16 protein-coding genes and 4 pseudogenes are annotated in these 16906 nt (G+C 58.3%); 8 read left to right on the forward strand and 12 right to left on the reverse strand.

Annotated elements, in window-relative coordinates; translation table 11 throughout:
* Positions 1 to 212: 212 nt before the first annotated feature.
* Complete coding sequence (locus BHMPCIPO_RS18775; RefSeq protein ID WP_246304477.1) at positions 213 to 413, reverse strand: helix-turn-helix domain-containing protein; 201 nt, start codon at positions 411 to 413, stop codon at positions 213 to 215.
* 163 nt (positions 414 to 576) lie between these two features.
* On the opposite strand from BHMPCIPO_RS18775, the pseudogene BHMPCIPO_RS18780 reads away from it, so the two are divergent.
* A pseudogene (locus tag BHMPCIPO_RS18780) lies at positions 577 to 1265 on the forward strand (LysR family transcriptional regulator).
* 51 nt (positions 1266 to 1316) lie between these two features.
* On the opposite strand, the gene BHMPCIPO_RS18785 reads toward BHMPCIPO_RS18780, so the two are convergent.
* Both BHMPCIPO_RS18785 and BHMPCIPO_RS18790 read right to left on the reverse strand, forming a co-directional pair.
* The gene (locus BHMPCIPO_RS18785) at positions 1317 to 1640 is read right to left on the reverse strand and encodes a helix-turn-helix domain-containing protein (protein ID WP_173518361.1); all 324 of its coding nucleotides are present in this window, start codon (positions 1638 to 1640) and stop codon (positions 1317 to 1319) included.
* Positions 1603 to 1986, reverse strand: a pseudogene (locus tag BHMPCIPO_RS18790) (type II toxin-antitoxin system RelE/ParE family toxin). The gene BHMPCIPO_RS18785 and the pseudogene BHMPCIPO_RS18790 overlap by 38 nt, the downstream one beginning before the upstream one ends.
* A 355-nt stretch (positions 1987 to 2341) precedes the next feature.
* On the opposite strand from BHMPCIPO_RS18790, the gene BHMPCIPO_RS18795 reads away from it, so the two are divergent.
* The gene (locus BHMPCIPO_RS18795; protein WP_173518362.1) at positions 2342 to 3427 is read left to right on the forward strand and encodes a nucleotidyltransferase family protein; all 1086 of its coding nucleotides are present in this window, start codon (positions 2342 to 2344) and stop codon (positions 3425 to 3427) included.
* A 479-nt stretch (positions 3428 to 3906) separates the two neighbouring features.
* Here the strand turns inward: BHMPCIPO_RS18795 and rpsU are convergent, their stop codons facing one another.
* Both rpsU and BHMPCIPO_RS18805 read right to left on the reverse strand, forming a co-directional pair.
* On the reverse strand, positions 3907 to 4137 hold the full coding sequence (gene rpsU / locus BHMPCIPO_RS18800; RefSeq protein ID WP_173518363.1) for a 30S ribosomal protein S21: 231 nt from the start codon (positions 4135 to 4137) through the stop codon (positions 3907 to 3909).
* 167 nt (positions 4138 to 4304) lie between these two features.
* A pseudogene (locus BHMPCIPO_RS18805) lies at positions 4305 to 4914 on the reverse strand (L,D-transpeptidase).
* An 87-nt stretch (positions 4915 to 5001) separates the two neighbouring features.
* On the opposite strand from BHMPCIPO_RS18805, the gene BHMPCIPO_RS18810 reads away from it, so the two are divergent.
* From BHMPCIPO_RS18810 to BHMPCIPO_RS18820, 3 genes and pseudogenes are all read left to right on the forward strand, one after another.
* Complete coding sequence (locus BHMPCIPO_RS18810; RefSeq protein ID WP_173518364.1) at positions 5002 to 5295, forward strand: addiction module antidote protein; 294 nt, start codon at positions 5002 to 5004, stop codon at positions 5293 to 5295.
* Between the two features lie 244 nt (positions 5296 to 5539).
* Positions 5540 to 6541, forward strand: a complete 1002-nt coding sequence (locus BHMPCIPO_RS18815; RefSeq protein ID WP_173518365.1) for an IS30 family transposase — start codon at positions 5540 to 5542, stop codon at positions 6539 to 6541.
* A gap of 160 nt (positions 6542 to 6701) precedes the next feature.
* Positions 6702 to 7031 (forward strand): annotated as a pseudogene (locus tag BHMPCIPO_RS18820) (helix-turn-helix domain-containing protein); the annotation flags it as partial.
* A 272-nt stretch (positions 7032 to 7303) separates the two neighbouring features.
* On the opposite strand, the gene BHMPCIPO_RS18825 reads toward BHMPCIPO_RS18820, so the two are convergent.
* The 4 genes from BHMPCIPO_RS18825 to BHMPCIPO_RS18835 all read right to left on the reverse strand — a co-directional run bounded on the left by BHMPCIPO_RS18825 (position 7304) and on the right by BHMPCIPO_RS18835 (position 8842).
* Positions 7304 to 7672, reverse strand: coding sequence for an HVO_A0114 family putative DNA-binding protein (locus BHMPCIPO_RS18825; protein WP_173518366.1), 369 nt, complete (start codon positions 7670 to 7672; stop codon positions 7304 to 7306).
* A 2-nt stretch (positions 7673 to 7674) separates the two neighbouring features.
* The gene (locus tag BHMPCIPO_RS32950; protein WP_312033070.1) at positions 7675 to 7878 is read right to left on the reverse strand and encodes a toxin-antitoxin system TumE family protein; all 204 of its coding nucleotides are present in this window, start codon (positions 7876 to 7878) and stop codon (positions 7675 to 7677) included.
* 263 nt (positions 7879 to 8141) lie between these two features.
* Complete coding sequence (locus BHMPCIPO_RS18830) at positions 8142 to 8579, reverse strand: type II toxin-antitoxin system VapC family toxin (protein ID WP_173518367.1); 438 nt, start codon at positions 8577 to 8579, stop codon at positions 8142 to 8144.
* Positions 8576 to 8842 carry an antitoxin gene (locus tag BHMPCIPO_RS18835; protein ID WP_173518368.1) on the reverse strand — a complete coding sequence of 89 codons (267 nt, stop codon included), beginning with the start codon at positions 8840 to 8842 and terminating at the stop codon, positions 8576 to 8578. The genes BHMPCIPO_RS18830 and BHMPCIPO_RS18835 overlap by 4 nt, the downstream gene beginning before the upstream one ends.
* Positions 8843 to 9116: 274 nt before the next feature.
* On the opposite strand from BHMPCIPO_RS18835, the gene BHMPCIPO_RS18840 reads away from it, so the two are divergent.
* On the forward strand, positions 9117 to 11534 hold the full coding sequence (locus tag BHMPCIPO_RS18840; RefSeq protein ID WP_246304478.1) for a TOTE conflict system archaeo-eukaryotic primase domain-containing protein: 2418 nt from the start codon (positions 9117 to 9119) through the stop codon (positions 11532 to 11534).
* Between the two features lie 837 nt (positions 11535 to 12371).
* Positions 12372 to 12677 (forward strand): hypothetical protein, encoded by a 306-nt coding sequence (locus BHMPCIPO_RS18845; protein WP_173518370.1) that lies wholly within the window; start codon positions 12372 to 12374, stop codon positions 12675 to 12677.
* Between the two features lie 112 nt (positions 12678 to 12789).
* On the opposite strand, the gene BHMPCIPO_RS18850 is transcribed toward BHMPCIPO_RS18845, so the two are convergent.
* Both BHMPCIPO_RS18850 and BHMPCIPO_RS18855 read right to left on the reverse strand, forming a co-directional pair.
* A complete protein-coding gene (locus BHMPCIPO_RS18850) occupies positions 12790 to 14109 on the reverse strand; it encodes an epoxide hydrolase family protein (protein ID WP_173518371.1) in 1320 nt (439 codons plus the stop codon).
* A 95-nt stretch (positions 14110 to 14204) separates the two neighbouring features.
* Positions 14205 to 14645, reverse strand: coding sequence for a VOC family protein (locus BHMPCIPO_RS18855; RefSeq protein WP_173518372.1), 441 nt, complete (start codon positions 14643 to 14645; stop codon positions 14205 to 14207).
* Between the two features lie 391 nt (positions 14646 to 15036).
* Between BHMPCIPO_RS18855 and BHMPCIPO_RS18860 the strand changes: the two genes are divergently transcribed.
* A complete protein-coding gene (locus BHMPCIPO_RS18860; protein WP_173518373.1) occupies positions 15037 to 15993 on the forward strand; it encodes an alpha/beta fold hydrolase in 957 nt (318 codons plus the stop codon).
* Here the strand turns inward: BHMPCIPO_RS18860 and BHMPCIPO_RS18865 are convergent.
* Positions 15990 to 16898 (reverse strand): LysR family transcriptional regulator, encoded by a 909-nt coding sequence (locus BHMPCIPO_RS18865; RefSeq protein ID WP_173518374.1) that lies wholly within the window; start codon positions 16896 to 16898, stop codon positions 15990 to 15992. The genes BHMPCIPO_RS18860 and BHMPCIPO_RS18865 overlap by 4 nt on opposite strands.
* Positions 16899 to 16906 lie beyond the last annotated feature (8 nt).

Genomic DNA, 16906 nt, shown 5'->3' on the forward strand with positions numbered 1-16906 from the left:
TATTCTCTGGGCGACGCGCGGCTCTCTGGTGCTGGATGAGCAGTTCAAAAACTTCCGCCGGGGCAAGGTATTTTAGGGCGTAACGTTGATTTCCCGCTAAACGACGTGGCCTTTATCAACATGGGGCACCGCTCCCGCGATTACCCCATGTTGATAAAGGCCATGTATCGTCAGGAACCGCCCGCAGGTTAGCGAGGGCGCTGGCGCAAAGGCTAGTCCAATTCTGCTTTGCGCATGATATCAAACGGGTCGGCGCCGATCGCACGGCTGACTTTCACGAACTCGGCAGCATCCAACCGGCGTTCCCCAAGTTCAACCTTGGAAACGAACGTTTGCCGTTGGCCAATACGCTGCCCTAGTTCGACCTGAGTGATGTTCGCAACTTTGCGAGCCGCGATGAGCCCGTCAATCATTCGACCGTAAACCATTGCGTGGAACGAAAACAAATTAGAGCGCCAGTTTGAGAAAGCAGACGCCTTCAATAAAACCGATTCTCGGATACCCCAAATAGGGTATTGTTGGTTGCATGGGGGCGGATCACTCGCGTTTACGTGGGCCGAAAATCGGAGCATGGACATGGAACTACGTCAGCTTTCCTACTTTGTTGCCGTAGCCGAAGAGTTGCACTTCAACCGTGCGGCCGCGCGGATGTGCATCGCCCAGCGGGCGCTGAGCTCGCATATCCAAGCGTTGGAGAAGGAGCTCGATGTCCGATTGCTGGAACGGTCGACGCGCCGGGTCGAGCTGACGCGGGCAGGGGAGGTGTTCCACGATCGGGCGCTGCGGATCATTGGCGATGTCGGGCTGTCGATGGATGTGGCGCGATCGGTGGCCGGCAAGGTGGCACGGACGATCAAGATCGGGACCGTCTATCCGGTAACGACTGGTGTGCTGCCGGCGTTTCTGGCACGCATCGGCCGAACGTTCCCGGATGTCGCGCTGCAGCTCGCTGGCGCTTCGAAGCGAGATCGATATCGAGGACCTTCGCTCAGAGAAGATCATCGCTTTCTCCCGTCAGAACCTGTCCTATAGCGAGCAGCTGCGACGACACCTTCTCGCTGGTGTCGCTGGTTTCTGCCGGTCTTGGCATCGGCTTTGCGCCGGAATGGACGAAGGATCTCCCGAATCGCAACTTCGAGCTCAGACCCGTGCGCGGGGTCGATCTCAAGATTGGTCTTGGCGTTGCCTGGAACAAGGAAGATCCGACCGCGTCGAGAGACGACATCATCGACATTGCCCGGTCACTGGCACGGCCGGGTAGGTGAGGAACTTAGGCGCTGCGTGGAAGCCGCATGCCCATTCCGCAGAGTTGTCCCCTAAGACAGCAATCCGAGACCATGCTTTTGCACTATCGAGAGCAACTTCAATGCTGGGCCGCTCGGCCGCTTCGCGCCGGTTTCCCACTTTTGCACTGTGGATTCACTGGTGTTCAGGTAGCGCGCGAAGACTGGCTGGCTGACATGATTGTTCTCGCGCAGCGCCTTGATCTCACCCGGCGTCAGCTCCTGCGGGACGGACAGGCAAGTCTCGTCGAAGGTCTTCATGGTTTCCTTGTCGATGGTGCCTGCCGCATACATGTCTTCGACGGCGCTATGGATCGCCTCAAAGGCATCGCTCTTGAACTTGCGCTTGGTCGTCATTGCAAATCTCCAGTAGGGCGCCGGTCCCGATTTCGGCATCAAGCTCGGCCTGCGTCTTGCGCCGATAGAGTTCGGCGAGCTTCCGGAAAGCCAGGAACTCGTCGTCATCGATGTTTGCGCGGTCCTTCTTCGCGAACAGATAGGCGAACACCCAGTACTCACCGGCTTTCGCCAGAACGATCGAACGATGCATGTTATGTTGAGCCGCTTCTTGAACACGCCGCCACCGAGATCGTCAGCCTGTCCGCGTGCGACTTGCTCAATCGCCTTGCAAGGGCCTTGTCGGAGATCCACGCTTTCTTCGCTGCCTTGGAAAACCCGCCGTTTTGAAAGTTCGTTCTGACATCACTTCATATAGCACTAGGTGCTACACCTATCAAGTTGTCGGGAAAATTTGCGGGGACTACGCTGCTTCCCATACCTGTCTCAGAAGCTTCGCACCAAGTGCCGCTTTGTCCTGTAGAAGGAAGCGACCGTAGTCGTTGGCGACCGGTTGATTTGACCTTCTGCCTGACCAATGCTCCAGGGCAGATCGATGGCGTTACAGATCGCGTCGATATCCCGGCGAAGATTGCTCTTGAAAAAGTGGGGTCGGCGTTATACTAATTTTGCAAATTTAGTATAACATGCACCGCTCTACCATTCCCCTGATGGATCGCGGGCGATATACTAAAAATTCAAATTTAGTACAGCGAGACAACATGAAGCAGATCGATCTTATGTATCGCACCATGACCGCCGAACTCGGACAACGGCTGCTCGATGCTTCCTTCTCGGCCGACTTCCCGGTTGAAGGCCGCTTCGTCGGGGTCAACAACAAGGGCCGGAAATACTGGTATTTCGACCAGCCGCCGGAAGGGGACGGGTATCGCCAACAGCGCCGCTATGTTGGACCGGCCGACGATCCGGAGATCAACAAACGGGTCGAGGACTTCAAGGCGATCAAAGACGATACGAAAGCTCGCCGCAAATTCGTCTCGACGCTCGTTCGTGAGGCTGGCTTGCCGGAACCGGATCGCTTTACGGGCGATGTCGTCGAAGCTCTCGCCAATGCCGGAATCTTCCGCCTGCGGGCCTGCCTCGTCGGATCGGTCGCCTTCTCGACCTATGCGGGACATCTTGGCGTCCGTCTGCCTGCTGCGTCATTCCAGACCGGAGATGCCGACTTCGCCCAGGATTATGCGATCTCGACCGAAGTAGGGGACAGCCTTCCACCTATTCTCGAAATCCTGAAGGGCCTCGATCCGACATTCCGGCCGGTCATGCATCGCTCGGGTTCACCGCGTGTAACCGGCTTCATCAATCGCAGCGGCTACAAGGTCGAGTTCTTGACCGGAAACAGGGGATCAGATGACCGCATGGACAAACCGGTCGACATTCCCGCCCTTGGTGGAGCCTCGGCCGAACCGCTGAGATTCCTGGACTTCCTGATCTATGAGCCGATCAGAGCCGTCATGTTGCACAAGTCAGGCATCAGCGTGATCGTACCAGCTCCGGAGCGCTACGCGATCCACAAGCTGATCGTCGCCAGCCGCCGCGTCGTTGACACGCTTGGTTCCGCGAAACGAGACAAGGACTTGAGGCAGGCCGTTCTCCTGTTCGAAGCGCTCGATGTCGCCAATCGGCTCAATGAGCTGTCGGACGCCCTGCACGAGGCATTGGAGAGGGGAGAGGCCTGGCGCTACGCGATCAAGACCGGGATCGGCTACATGAGCCGCGCTGATCGGGCGAAGACGGAAGCGTTGTTCAAGGAACTCGGTGTCGATCCATTCAAGGAAGATAGGTAAGGGCGGCTATTTCACAGATTTAGCAGCTTGTTTCTGACCAAGTACTCGCGCCGATGCCGATCCTTTGGATCGCGGCGCGATTCCCATGGTGACGTCGAAGAATTCCCAATACAGAACTTCGGAATCTGAGATCATGGCCTTCAGGTCGGCCACGGTTATACCGTTCAATAGCCAGCCCGAGCAGTCCTTATGATGATCAGCGAGTTAGATGAACCTACATCACGAAGTGCGCAACCGGGCTTTGTGGCTTCTTCGTCCAGCGTGCTGATCCGATTGCGATGACCGCAAATGCACAATGTATCGATCGGCACTCTTTTGCGTTTTTGCGTTCAAGCAGAAGGCTACTTCGTAGTCTTGCAGACCTTCAACGGATCCGGCGGTAGGGCTGATTCCGTTGGAGCTGATGTCGACATCGAGTGCAGCGACAAGGCGATCGAGAAGGTCAACTCGGAGCGCTATTTCTCCGAGATGTTCGAGAGCTATCGACTCTTTTTCGGCTTCGACGAGATCAGGCCTTCGCGTTGCATTTGCTTGCGAGCATTCTTGCGCTGGCGGCTCACCGCCTCGGCTTTCTCGCGCGCCCTCTTAACCGAGGGCTTTTCAAAAGCCTCGCGCATTCGCATTTCACGGAAAATGCCCTCGCGCTGGAGTTTCTTCTTCAGGACGCGGAGCGCCTGATCGACATTGTTATCGCGTACTAGAACCTGCATTAGCCGCTCGTAGGTTGGAAAAGGTCGCTCAACTTACAAGTTTTCGAGCGGATTCCAAGTTCACAGTTCGCAGAAATTCGAGCTTTCTAAAATGTAAAGCGAGGCGACGCTGAAACCGGTCAGGTGCGAAATTCTGGTCATCGAACGATACCTCGAGCGGAAGGCTTTCACGCCACCACAATTGGGACTTTGGTCGGCGATGCCTTGACCCGGTTGCACAGATCGATGACGTCCTGGTTGATCATGCGCACGCAACCGGAAGACGCCCGAGTGCCGATGGTCCACCATTCCGGTGAACCGTGCACGCGATAGCCAGTGTCGTGGCCGTCCTTGTACATATAGTGTGCGCGGGCGCCGAGCGGGTTGTCGAGGCCACCCGGCTGACCGCCCGACCATTTCACCAGCTCCGGCTTGCGCGCGATCATCTCTTTGGGCGGGCTCCAGGTCGGCCACTGCTTTGTGTACTGGATTTCTGCGCGGCCCTTCCATTCGAAGCCGGCCTTACCGATGCCGACGCCGTAGCGGATCGCTTCGCCGCCTTCTTGCACCCAATAGAGATGCCGCTCGTTGAGCCGCACCACAATCGTGCCCGGTCGACATGTGGTCAACACCCAGGGGCGACATACGACCGGACGGCTCGAGCGGTCCCAGCGATGGGAGTTCGAGCGCCTGCGAGCAGTCGGAGGCACCAAGCAGGGTCATGACACCGAGACCCGAAAGCACGGCGCGGCGAGAGACGACATAGCCGGACTCCGAAATGGTTGCGTCGGAGGACAGCTTCTAATCTTGCGGTTTACGCATGCGCTCTTTACCCCAAACGAACGGTCGGAATCATGCCTCCGGCTGGGAGCATTTTCACAATCAATGGCTGAGAAGTTTACCGAGTTCGACGTGGCCGATCTGCTCACCAGTGAAGAAGCCATTGAGGCGTTTCTCGCCGAGGCAATGGAAACGGGTGACGCCAAACATATCGCGGCCGCGCTCGGTGCTGTCGCGCGCGCCAAGGGGATGACCAAGATCGCCCGCAAGACCGGTCTGGCCCGCGAGCACCTGTATCGCTCCCTCAGCGAGAACGGGAATCCGACGCTCGAAACCACGCTCGCCGTGCTCAAAGCCTTTGGTTTTCACCTGACGCCGAAACATGATGTGGCCGCCTGATGCGTCAGAGCGGGCGCAGTCCGCAGCAGGCTCTTTGTTGCTTTCTGAACGTTCACAACCCATCTCAACAGTCCTGATCCATCAGGAAAATCGGGATTGCTTGACCGATGAAAAAGCAACACTTCCGAAACCGCCCAGATGTTCCATAATGTATATTATGTGATCTTTGTGTGTAGTGGGGTACATTCTATTTTCAAGTGCGACATGCCAATGATTTCAATGGCTTCCCCTTGGAGATTTTGGAATGTCACGACGCTATTCGCAGCTGAATCTGGCCGATCGACGCCGCCTCTTCCACTTTGTCGAACGCAAACTGCCGATCAAAGAAATGGCGCGCCAACTCGGTCGTCATCGATCGACGATCTATCGTGAGATCAGACGCAACACCTTCCACGATCGCGAGCTGCCCGATTATAACGGCTACTTCCCAACGGTTGCTGACGACATCCGCAAAGAGCGGCGGCAGCGTTTGAGGAAGCTTGTGCGGCACCCGCAATTGCGCGAACTGGTGATCGAGCAGCTGAAGGCGCTTTGGTCCCCTGAACAGATCGCCGGTCGTCTGCTCGCCGATGGCGTGAGCGCCGTGCGTGTCTGCACCGAGACGATCTATCGCTTTATCTACGGCAAGGAAGATCAGGCGCTGGAGCTCTATCAGCATCTGCCGGAAGGCCGCCGCAAACGCCGCCCCCGCGGCTCGAGGAAACCCCGCGACGGCGGCTTTCCTGCTGCCTGCAGGATATCGCAACGTCCTGATTTCATTGGTGATCGTTCGCAGTTCGGCCATTGGGAGGGCGACTTGCTGATCTTCCAACGTGACTTGGGCAACGCCAACGTCACGTCCTTGGTTGAGCGCAAGAGCCGCTACACCGTGATGATAAAAAACCAGAGCCGGCACTCACGACCGATCATGGACAAGATCATCGAAACGTTCTCTCCCTTGCCAGCCTTTGCGCGGCAGAGCTTCACCTTTGATCGCGGCACGGAGTTCGCCGCTTTTAGGGCTTTGGAAGATGGCATTGGCGCGCGCAGCTGGTTCTGCGACCCCAGTGCGCCGTGGCAGAAAGGTGCGGTGGAAAACGCCAACAAGCGCATCCGCCGCTTCATGCCCAGCGATACCGATCTATCCGCTGTCAGCCAACAACAGCTCGTCGCTCTCGTCCATCATCTGAACGCGCTGCCACGCAAGTGCCTGGGTTACCGCACGCCCGCCGAGGTCTTCATGGCGCATTTGCGCGACTGCGCGTGATGCCCTACCCTTCACACGGCAATGTTGCACTTGGATTAGATTCCCCACGGCAGTTTAGAGATGCGACACTCTCGCCTCTCGACGCGCTGGTCAATGTCAACGTTGGGAGCAAGGATGACGACCTTCCGCCTGGTGGAGACCATGAGCGTTCGGAGTCGTGATGTCCTGTTTGATCACCATGTCGCAGAAAGAATTGCATCGCCTCGAAGTCATTCAGAAGATCAATGATCGACGCCTAAGCGTTGTCCAGGCAGCCGAACTGCTCGGGCTCAGCCGAAGTCAGGTGCACAGGCTGCTGCAGGCTTATGACCGGTCCGGTGCGGCCGGTCTGGTTTCAAAGAAGCGAGGTCGGCCGAGTAACCGGCGTCACAGCGAGGAGTTTCGCAATGCGGCACTGGACCTGATCCGTGAACGCTATCTGGATTTCGGTCCGACGCTGGCGCGCGAGAAGCTCATCGAGCTGCACCGGATTTCCTTATCCTCCCATTCATCCGACATGGAACTTCGCATCGGAATGCGAGCAAGTTCTCACCCGGATGAGATTTCAACTGGGGTACGATCCAGGCGCAGAGAATCTCTACAAAAAGCCATCGATAATGATGGATTACTTCTTGGACAATTTTCGCGGGCAACTAGCCGGCGACATTGCTAAAGCGACGCGAATTATCCTCATTCGGGTGATCGATGGCGTGGGCCCCTCTCATTCCGGCCGCGGCGGTCGATCCGCCGTGGTTGGACCAGACGCCGTGCTCGTCTGACCGATCAGGCCGCCGCCCGTAGATCAAAATTCGCGTGGATCACTTCGTAAGGGACGCAAATCTTGCCATCCTCGGTGTGTTCAACGATGCCCCAGTCCACGAGCACTGAAACATCTTCGTGCACCCGTTTGACGTCGCGGTCGATCGATCGGGCCAAGCCGCGAATGCTCGATGAGCCGATTTTCTGTAGGTGTTCGATCAGCTCCCATCGCTTCGGACTAATGATGGTGAAGAGTTGGGCAGGCGAGGAAAAGGTAAACACCGCAACCGGCTCCGATCGTTCGCCTGTACGCATTGCGCGCGATGCTCGATCGAACGCCTCGCTGAACACGGCCTCACTGTCTGCTCTGATCTGTATTAGCGCTTCTCTCATGGTTACTGCCTCCTCTTGATTATCTCCTTCCGAAAATCGGACAGGAGGGCGTCGGGCGTCGTGAACGTGTAAGGATGTTCGTCGCCGTCGAGATGGCAATGGTCGCCCTTACCGCGCTCGTTGTCGAAACCGACGATTCGACGTCCATCCTTGCCGTAATACAGCCGATATTTGGCGGCTTCGGTTTCTTCCTCGATGCGGTCGATTTACCGTCCCATCGAACTGGTTCACCCGCCCCCTCCCTTCCCTTGCAACCCGGCCCAGCCGGTCCGGTCGGGGCTTGCCTCAGCGCCAGTGAAGATGCCGGGTGCAGTATTTCTAAATGGCTGAAGACGTCCCCAAAGTGACATTTCTACTTTGCGCCGGAACGGACATTTCAACCTGGCCGCCACAATTTGTGTGTGTGTAGCCGGTATAGCCCCCCAACCGGGGTGTAACACAACGAACCTTGGCGACGCCTGAGAACCCCTCAACTGGCGACGCCCTTTGATTGCCTTGAGATCAACTCCAGCCAGTTTTCAACGTGGAGGTTGGGAATGCGCATAAACTCCCCGGTATTGGCCGTAACGAGGACTGCTCCGGCGGCACAGGCGTGAGCAGCGATCAATAGGTCATTTGGACCGATTGGTTTGCCCTTGGCTTCCAGTTCAGTCCGGATGTCGCCGTACTTGGTGTCGGCGGGCAAGTCGAGTGCGAGCACCAGAATGCTTCCGAGAATGGCTTCGATCTGGGCCAGCAGTTTCGGGGATCCCTTCTTGGCGCAGCCATAACGTAGCTCTGCCGCCGTTATGATGCTGACGCAGATTGCCTCCGGTCCGATCTCGGCAATGCGTTCAGCGATCTGCCCTCTCGGGTTCCGGGCCAGCTCCGACACAATATTGGTGTCCAGCATGAAAAGGGTACTCACAGGTCGATTTCCTTGGCGGGCAACAAAGTCTCGTCAATATCAGGGAACTGATCCTCAGGCCCAAGGGGATCCAGACCTGCCAGGACTTCCAGCAGGTTCTTGCGGCGCACCGGCTCTATGATAAGCCGATCCCCGTCACGGTGGATCATCACGCGATCGCCAGGAAGCTCAAAGTCGGCCGGGATGCGAACAGCCTGGCTCCTGTTATTCCGGAAGAGCTTAGCTTCCCTTGCAGGAGGTTCGTTGTGTCTGGTCTGCGGCATGAAACTCTCCTCTTCTGCATATACATCTGCATATACATGTTGGCTAGGAGGATTTCAAGCGAGAGCCGGGTCTGCTCGGTGAGGTCCAGTTTCGGGCAAATGACGATCCGTCGCGAAAGGGACAGTTAGAGGGGACCTGCGCGTTGCCCCTCCTCATCCAAACAGCCTTCGCCCACTTCTCTGCCTTTAAGCACGAGTTGCGTTTGCTCTATGTTGCTCCATGGCAGGAGTTCTCGGGGTGTGGACTGCGGTGTTGACGGATTGGGATGACACATTGGATAAGATTGCGCACATCCGGCGGCGCTTGGCTGATATCGATGCCGAGCGCATGGAACTTGAGCGTGTGCTGGAAGCGCTTGAGCAAAAGCTGGCGGCCGATAGCCGCGCGTCTGACCGATCGTCCTTTGTCGGGGCTGCTGTCAGCAACAACGCGCCATCGGTCGAGAAGATCGAGTTGTTCCGCCGTTTGTTTGCTGGACGCCCTGATGTCTTTCCGGTGCGATGGGAGAACAGGAAAGCAGGCCGCTCAGGGTATTCACCGGCCTGTTCCAACGAGTGGGCGAAGGGGATCTGCGGCAAACCGAAGGTGAAATGCGGAGAATGCCCGCATCAGGCCTTCATCCCACCGACCACCGACATCATCGAAAAGCACCTGCGTGGAGGTGACCTTCGCTCCGGCGACTTTGTCGCCGGAGTGTATCCTTTGCTGCAGGACGAAACCTGCTGGTTTCTGGCCGCGGACTTCGACAAGGAAAGCTGGGCCGACGATGCCAGGGCATTGCTGGACACGTGCCACGCAAAGGGAATTGCCGTCGCCCTGGAGCGGTCGAGATCGGGGAATGGCGGCCATGTCTGGATATTCTTCGCCGAGCCCGTTCCGGCCCGGATCGCCAGGCAGTTTGGCTCCGCCCTGATCACGGAAACGATGGAGCGACGCCCAGAGATCGGGTTCGCGTCCTACGATCGCTTCTTTCCCAATCAGGACACGATGCCTCTTGGGGGCTTCGGCAATCTGATCGCCTTGCCGCTTCAACGAAAGGCACGTGAAGTCGGCAACAGCGTTTTTGTCGACGAGGATCTGCGACCCTACGCTGACCAGTGGGCCTACCTTGCATCTCTGCCGAGATTGTCCGCCGACACGGTCTTCAAGATCGCCGACGAGGCAGAATTGTCGGGTCGGGTCTTGGGTGTTCGCATGCCGATCGACGACGAACACGCCGACGAGCCGTGGAAGATGTTGCCGTCAAGCCACAGCGAGCCACGGCGAATAGAAGCCGCACTACCGCAACGCATCAGCGTCGTGGTCGTCGACCAGGTTTACATCGACAGGACAGAACTACCGCCGGCCCTGATTGCGCAATTTGTTCGCCTAGCAGCGTTCCAGAACCCGGAATTCTATCGCGCGCAGGCCATGCGGCTGCCGACTTTCGGCAAGCCCCGGGTGGTCTCATGCGCAGAGCTTCATCCGCGGCACGTCGCCCTGCCCCGGGGTTGTTTCGACGAGGCGATTGACCTCATCAAGAACCACGGTGCGACCGCCATTTTGGAGGATCACCGCGAAGGTGGAAGGGCTTTACCCTCCCGCGTTTCGTTCCAAGGACAACTGCGACAGCCGCAAGCGAAGGCTTTCGACGCTCTCATTGCTCACGACAACGGTGTGCTCGCGGCAACGACCGCCTTCGGCAAAACCGTTGTCGCCGCAGCGCTCATCGCGCATCGGGCGCGAAACACGCTGATCCTTGTCCACCGACGGCAACTGCTTGATCAATGGGTCACGCGTCTCAGTTCCTTTCTGAACATTGACCCGAAGCAGATCGGCATTATCGGCGGCGGGAAAAGAAGGCCAACGGGCGTCATTGATGTGGCGTTGATCCAGAGCCTTGTCCGCAACGGGGACGTTGCCGATGTTGTCGCCGATTATGGCCTTTTGATTGTCGACGAATGCCATCATCTATCCGCGGCAAGCTTTGAGCTTGTCGCTCGCCGGTCCAAAGCGCGATACGTGGCGGGTCTATCCGCGACCGTCGCTCGGAAGGACGGGCATCATCCCATTATCTTCATGCAATGCGGCCCCGTTCGTCATCGGGTTGATGCAAGAGTTCAAGCTACCGAACGCGGCATCCGCCATCGCGCTCGCGATCGTGCAACGAAGTTTGAATTGCCGCCGTCCCTGGCTTCAGTCGAACACCCTTCCATACCCGCAATCTATGCGGCTTTGGCGCAGGACAGCGGGCGGAACGATCTCATTTTCGATGATGTGCTGAAATCGCTCGAGGCGAAGCGCTCGCCGATCGTCCTGACAGAGCGCAAAGACCACCTCGAGTATCTTCACGAGAAGTTCTCACCCTTCGTGAGAAATCTCGTGGTGCTGCGCGGCGGCATGTCCGCAAAAGACCGTAAGCAAGCCAACATGGCATTGAATGTCCCTGGGGACGCCGAGCGGCTGATCCTTGCAACGGGCCGCTATATAGGCGAAGGCTTCGATGATGCGCGGCTTGACACATTGTTCTTGACGATGCCGATCGCCTGGAAGGGGACCCTGGCACAGTATGTCGGCCGGCTCCATCGCCAGCATGATGACAAGAAAGATGTCTTGGTCGTTGACTATGTCGACAACGCCGTCCCGGTTCTGGTCCGGATGGCTGCGAAACGACGTGCGGGTTATCGGGCGCTGGGCTACATGATCGAGTAGCCGCCTGCCCGCTCTCTGCGGGAAGCGGAGTGCACTTGGCAGGTGGGGCTTATTCTCAAAACGACTCCCGGGCTGTGTTTTTGTAAGCAAAATCGCCTAGGATCCAGACCGGAAGCCGCTACGCCGCAGCGACTTTAGGCGAAGCCCCAGTCGGCTCCCCGGTACTCTTCGTTCTGCTTCGACGCCTACGACGCTCGTGTGTTTGAGATTCAGAAGTGGCGTCCGTTCCGCACATGGCTGCGCTTGCGCGTTATCAGTTTTCATGAAACTCTTTCTTAGGGGTTGATTTTCACGTGCGGATATCAAAATTCATGAATGCGTCGCAGCGGAAGCCATATTCGGACGCTGTAAGCGTTTTTCACGGACGCTGGTTGCCAGAGAAAGCGATCCCTGCGGGATATGCTGCTCTAATCGACGCATATGAGTTGTCAGTTCCACTGCCACGGAGGCTGGCGGCCATTGGTCCCCGCCAATGATTCCGCGGCCATCTCCCGGCCAACAGTAAGCCCTTGCTCAGTTGAAAGCGGGAGAGTGACCTAAAGCTAAAGTTTATTTGGGGTCATCCGCCGCCGACACGGCCGCGACCCTGACCAGTTCCGTCCGAACGGCGGATTGCGTCCGTGTATTACGCAAATTACTCCGCTTGAAACAACAACAACTACAAACGACGTTTCTAGTTTTACTACTTTGCGTCATCTTCAAATATGCAGCCGAAAAGTTGAAAAATCCTGTTTCCACAATAAAGGAATGTCACTCTCCCCGGGCGCACAGTGTGGGTTGACCGCTCTCAGTAGCGAGGCCACACTTGCAACCTGCAGCAAGACAGGAGGAAAAATAATGGCCGAGCCAGACCAATGGCGCCACATGGCAAGCGCGCCGAAGAATGGCAGTCGGATCCTCGTCACGATCCGTCCGTCCGAACAAGGGGCGGCAGAAGTTGACCTCGCATATTGGTCGAATGGCGATCAGTTCGGCGCAGAAGGCTGGCGCGCCTCGGATTCCTCGCCCGGCCGCATCGTCGAATACGCCGAGCCGGAATTGAAGTGCTGGATGCCGATGCCATCGGCCAACCTCACTCGCAGCGCGATGCCCTCCCCTTGGGAAGGCGACGACGACCAGGAACTCGACGGGTCAGGAATTTGAGAACTCGCGCCGGCGCGGCGAGGAACAAGATCCAGTCGAGCTATCCCCAACTGGAGTACCGCTTGCAATTGTAGTCTAGGCTGGCCTCCCTCGTACACGACGGGTTCGAGGTTTAGTTCCGAACACGCATGGCCGTGAAACCTGCCCTGACCTCTTCGGCGAAGAGTTCCGGTTCCTCCCAGGCAGCAAAGTGCCCACCTTTCGGCGCGCGGTTATAGTACACGAGCTGCGGATAGGCTTTTGATAGCCAATTTCGCGGCGGCCGATAGACCTCCCCCGGAAATACGGTCACGGCGACGGGAACTTTGGCGGCGGTAAGCTTGGCTCCTGCCTTGAGGTTTTCCCAGTAGATACGTCCGCTCGATGGGCCAGTATTCGTCAGCCAGTACAAAGTGATGTTGTCGAGAATATCGTCTCGGCTCAAAGTTTGTTCCGGATTGCCGCGTGTGAACACCCAATCCGCGATCTTGTCGTAGAGCCAGGCCGCCAGCCCCACCGGAGAATCCGCAAGCCCGTACCCGACCGTCTCCGGACGCGTGCTGAGGATCGAAGCGTAGCCAAAGCCGCTGTTGAGGAAGTCACGCGCCTCGTCGAAGACCTTCCTCTCTTCGGCTGACAAGCTGTCGGGAGCCGGCCCTCCAGTCTTCAGCGCTTGCGCGGCGTTGGCTGGAAACGTCGTCGCGCGCTCAATCCTGTTGACGTGGATACCGAGCAGCCCTTCCGGCGCCTGACGCGCGAGGGCGTCGCTGATGATGGCGCCCCAGTCGCCCCCTTGCGAGACATAGCGGTTGTAGCCCAGCCGTTTCATCAGCCGGTCCCAGGCCATGGCAATCCGCTGCGCGTCCCAGCCCGTAGAGGTTGGTTTCTGCGAAAATCCGAAGCCGGGGATCGAAGGGATGACAAGATGGAAAGCATCTTCGACCTTGCCGCCATGGGCGGTGGGGTCGGTCAATGGGGCGATCACGTCCAGCAGCTCAAAGACCGAGCCGGGCCAGCCATGAGTCATGATCAATGGAAGTGCGTTTTCATGGCGTGAGCGCACGTGGATGAAATGAATGTCCAGCCCATCGATGTTCGTCAGGAATTGAGGAAACGCGTTAAGCTTTCGTTCCGCCCCGCGCCAATCATAGGCGGACTGCCAATAGGCCACGAGTTCCTGGAGCGTCCGCTGCTCGACGCCCTGGGAACGATCTTTGACGGTCGCACTGTCCGGCCAGCGCGTCGCCGCTAGACGGCGCCTGAGATCCGCGAGAGCCGTCTCGGGAATGGCAGCCCTGAACGGACGGATATCGTCGCTCTTGACCGACGTATTCATGTTGGCGGTCGCGCCGGGCGCAGGCAGCACCGCTGCCGCGACACCGATCGCAGCGCCCGAGAGCAGAAACGAGCGCCGCGTGACCTGACTCTTTCGAGCCTTGTTTTCCAGGTCCATTTGAGAGTTTCCTTTGCAAACACGCACAATCGACTGGGTTTGGACTCGACGCCGGGCCTCACCGGTGGCGGCGAGGTCCCGGGCTATGCTGATTGTCAGACCTCGTCGGGACCAGTGCGGTAGACGAGGAACTTGTTTCCTTCCGGATCGCGAAAATAGGCACAGTAGGGGTCACCGCCATCAGGGCCTCTCGGACCGGGGGCTCCCTCGTCCGAACCGCCTGCTTCCAGGGCCGTCGCATGAGCGAGATCCACCTGCGCTCGCGAGCGGGCCTCGAAGGCGGTCATCGTACCATTGCCGGCAATGGCCGTCCCGCCATTGAACGGCTTGAGCACGCCGAACTCGAGGGCACGGTGCCCGTAGTAGACGGCACGTCCCGGCTGAACGAGCACCCGACCGATACCGAAGACGGCGAGCAGCTTGTCGTAGTAGGCGGCAGCGGCATCGAGGTCGTTCGTGCCGACGGTCGAGTGGCCGGGGAGCGCCCTGGCTTTTTCCGGAATCGCTTTTTGCGAGGAGGACGTAACATCGTTCATTCTGATCTTCCTTTATTTAAGCGGGCGATTTTTCGCCTCGCCGGTTTCACTTGGGATCGCGCCGAAAACGGACGATCCGCGAATGAACGGAAATCTAAGAACGAGACCGGGCGGCCGGCACCCAGCGGAATTGAGAGCCATCCTCTCACGCGGACACTTGGTTCGATCGGGACGGCGAGCGGCCGGACGCCGGATCGCAGGAAGGGCCAACGCCGAGACGAGATCCCTCGTCTGCGTTTGATGGAAACCTCTCGCATGGGAATGGGCGGCCTGCGACCGCGGGGCCTTTGCTCAATTCAAGAGGGTTCCTCTCAAAAACACCATCTGCCAGCGACCCGTTGGATATCGGATCTTCTCATCAGATTTGGATTTGACCAGGAGGACGCCTGACATGGTTATCCCATCGCTGAAGAACTTCGTGGCCGCCGCTTCCGTGGCAATGGCATCGGCGGCATCAGCATCGGCTGGCACAGCCATCCCGGTAACCGGCCCGAAGATCGACTTCATCAAGATCGACGAGACCATCACGCTGCGGCGCATGGTTACCCGTCCGGCCTCTCCCAGGGGCACGGTTCTCTTCCTGCACGGCTTCCCCGAAACGCTCGCCGTCTGGAAAGAGATCGCGACGACACTCGGCACGGACTACGAGGTCCACGCTTTCGATTGGCCCGGATATGGCCAGTCGTCACGCCCCTCGCCGTCACAGTTCTCCTATTCGCCGAGGGACTACGCCAAGATACTCAAGGCCTATATTGAGAACACGGGCATCGACCGATCGAATCTGGTCATCTACGCCTCGGATATCGGCGGCCTGCCCGCACTGCTGTTGGCCCTCGACGAACCAACCGTGTCAAGGACGATCATCGTCGGCGACTTCGCGCCGTTCAACCGGCCGCAATACATGTATGAGAGCCTGCAAAACCTTAAGACAGAGCCGACGGCGACGCCGACGCGTGCCTACATGAACAAGACCAGCGACGAAATCTTAGCAAACGTCCATCGCCGCGGCCTTACACCCGACGCCCAGTACGAACTGCCGCCTGAGGTACAAGCGGATATGAAGAATTCCTGGCTGCGCGATGGCATAACGAGCGCCGACGCCTTCGCCTTTTACTATTCCAATTTCACGCGCGACGAGGACTATCTCGAAGCCAACCTCGGCAGGCTCACGACTCCGATCAAAGTGATCTGGGGCGAAAAAGACATCTACATCAAGCCGGAGATGGGCAAGGAGTTCGCCGAGAGTACCAATTCGGAGTTCGACATAGTGAAAGGTATAGGCCATTTCCCGCACCTGCAGGATACAGCCACCACTGTCGAAAAGGTTAGGGCTGCCTTTGCCAATTAGGCCTGCGGCGCCTCGCCTCTTCTGCAGGCAGCGCGAAGGCGAGGCAGCGCCCAGTCGACGAAGGACCGCACCTTCAGCGTCAACTGACCCTGTCCAGAATAGACAATGTGGATCGGCCGCGGCGCCTGGTCGAAAGCCTCCAAAACCGGCACGAGAGCGCCTGAAGCGAGCTCGTCCGGGATTTGATAATCGAACAAACGGGCGATGCCGGCTCCGCCAACCGCCGCAGCCACGCAATTGGCCGCAGTGTTAACCTCGAGACGGTTGCGTGGAATTGCCTCCACCTCGTGACCATCGACATCGAATGTCCAGAAGAACGTCCTCTTGTTGAAGAGTATTCCTTCATGGTCTGCGAGATCGCTCGGATGTTTCGGCACGCCCCGGCGCTGCAGGTATGTCGGGCTAGCGCAGGTCAGCAGGCGAAACTCCCCAGCCCTCACCGCGTAGAGAGAGCTATCGGCGAGGTCGCCCAACCGGATGGCTATATCGACCTGCTCCTCCACGAGATGCACTGTCCGGTCGAGTGAGAGTAGGTTGAGCGACACCTCCGGATATGTCTCCATGTAGCTAAGCGCGACCGGCATGACGTAGCGTGCGCCGAACTCGACCGGCATGGTGATCGTCAAGATGCCACGAGGGGTCCGGTATTCGCCGGACGCCCGACGTTCGGCCTCCTCGAGGTCCGCCATGATCTTGCGGGCTGCCTCGACATATTCCCTGCCCGCATCGGTGAGCTGAAGATTGCGACTGGTGCGCACGATCAGGCTCGCGCCTAGGTGCCGTTCGAGTTCGGCCACCTTGCGGCTGACGCTGGGCAGTGGCGCATTCAGCTTCCTGCTCCCTGCCGAGATGCTGCCGGCGTCGACGACTGCCAGCAGCATCTTCATTGCTTCGAGACGATCCATCGCATGCC

The sequence above is a fragment of the Ensifer sesbaniae genome, assembly GCF_013283665.1.
Lineage (GTDB): Bacteria > Pseudomonadota > Alphaproteobacteria > Rhizobiales > Rhizobiaceae > Ensifer > Ensifer sesbaniae.

Excerpts from the sequence above, each read along its gene's own strand:
- BHMPCIPO_RS18775 (WP_246304477.1), bottom strand. The coding sequence starts at position 413 with ATGATTGACGGGCTCATCGCGGCTCGCAAAGTTGCGAACATCACTCAG.
- BHMPCIPO_RS18785 (WP_173518361.1), bottom strand. The coding sequence starts at position 1,640 with ATGACGACCAAGCGCAAGTTCAAGAGCGATGCCTTTGAGGCGATCCAT.
- BHMPCIPO_RS18795 (WP_173518362.1), top strand. The coding sequence starts at position 2,342 with ATGAAGCAGATCGATCTTATGTATCGCACCATGACCGCCGAACTCGGA.
- rpsU (WP_173518363.1), bottom strand. The coding sequence starts at position 4,137 with ATGCAGGTTCTAGTACGCGATAACAATGTCGATCAGGCGCTCCGCGTC.
- BHMPCIPO_RS18810 (WP_173518364.1), top strand. The coding sequence starts at position 5,002 with ATGGCTGAGAAGTTTACCGAGTTCGACGTGGCCGATCTGCTCACCAGT.
- BHMPCIPO_RS18815 (WP_173518365.1), top strand. The coding sequence starts at position 5,540 with ATGTCACGACGCTATTCGCAGCTGAATCTGGCCGATCGACGCCGCCTC.
- BHMPCIPO_RS18825 (WP_173518366.1), bottom strand. The coding sequence starts at position 7,672 with ATGAGAGAAGCGCTAATACAGATCAGAGCAGACAGTGAGGCCGTGTTC.
- BHMPCIPO_RS18835 (WP_173518368.1), bottom strand. The coding sequence starts at position 8,842 with ATGCCGCAGACCAGACACAACGAACCTCCTGCAAGGGAAGCTAAGCTC.
- BHMPCIPO_RS18845 (WP_173518370.1), top strand. The coding sequence starts at position 12,372 with ATGGCCGAGCCAGACCAATGGCGCCACATGGCAAGCGCGCCGAAGAAT.
- BHMPCIPO_RS18850 (WP_173518371.1), bottom strand. The coding sequence starts at position 14,109 with ATGGACCTGGAAAACAAGGCTCGAAAGAGTCAGGTCACGCGGCGCTCG.
- BHMPCIPO_RS18855 (WP_173518372.1), bottom strand. The coding sequence starts at position 14,645 with ATGAACGATGTTACGTCCTCCTCGCAAAAAGCGATTCCGGAAAAAGCC.
- BHMPCIPO_RS18860 (WP_173518373.1), top strand. The coding sequence starts at position 15,037 with ATGGTTATCCCATCGCTGAAGAACTTCGTGGCCGCCGCTTCCGTGGCA.
- BHMPCIPO_RS18865 (WP_173518374.1), bottom strand. The coding sequence starts at position 16,898 with ATGGATCGTCTCGAAGCAATGAAGATGCTGCTGGCAGTCGTCGACGCC.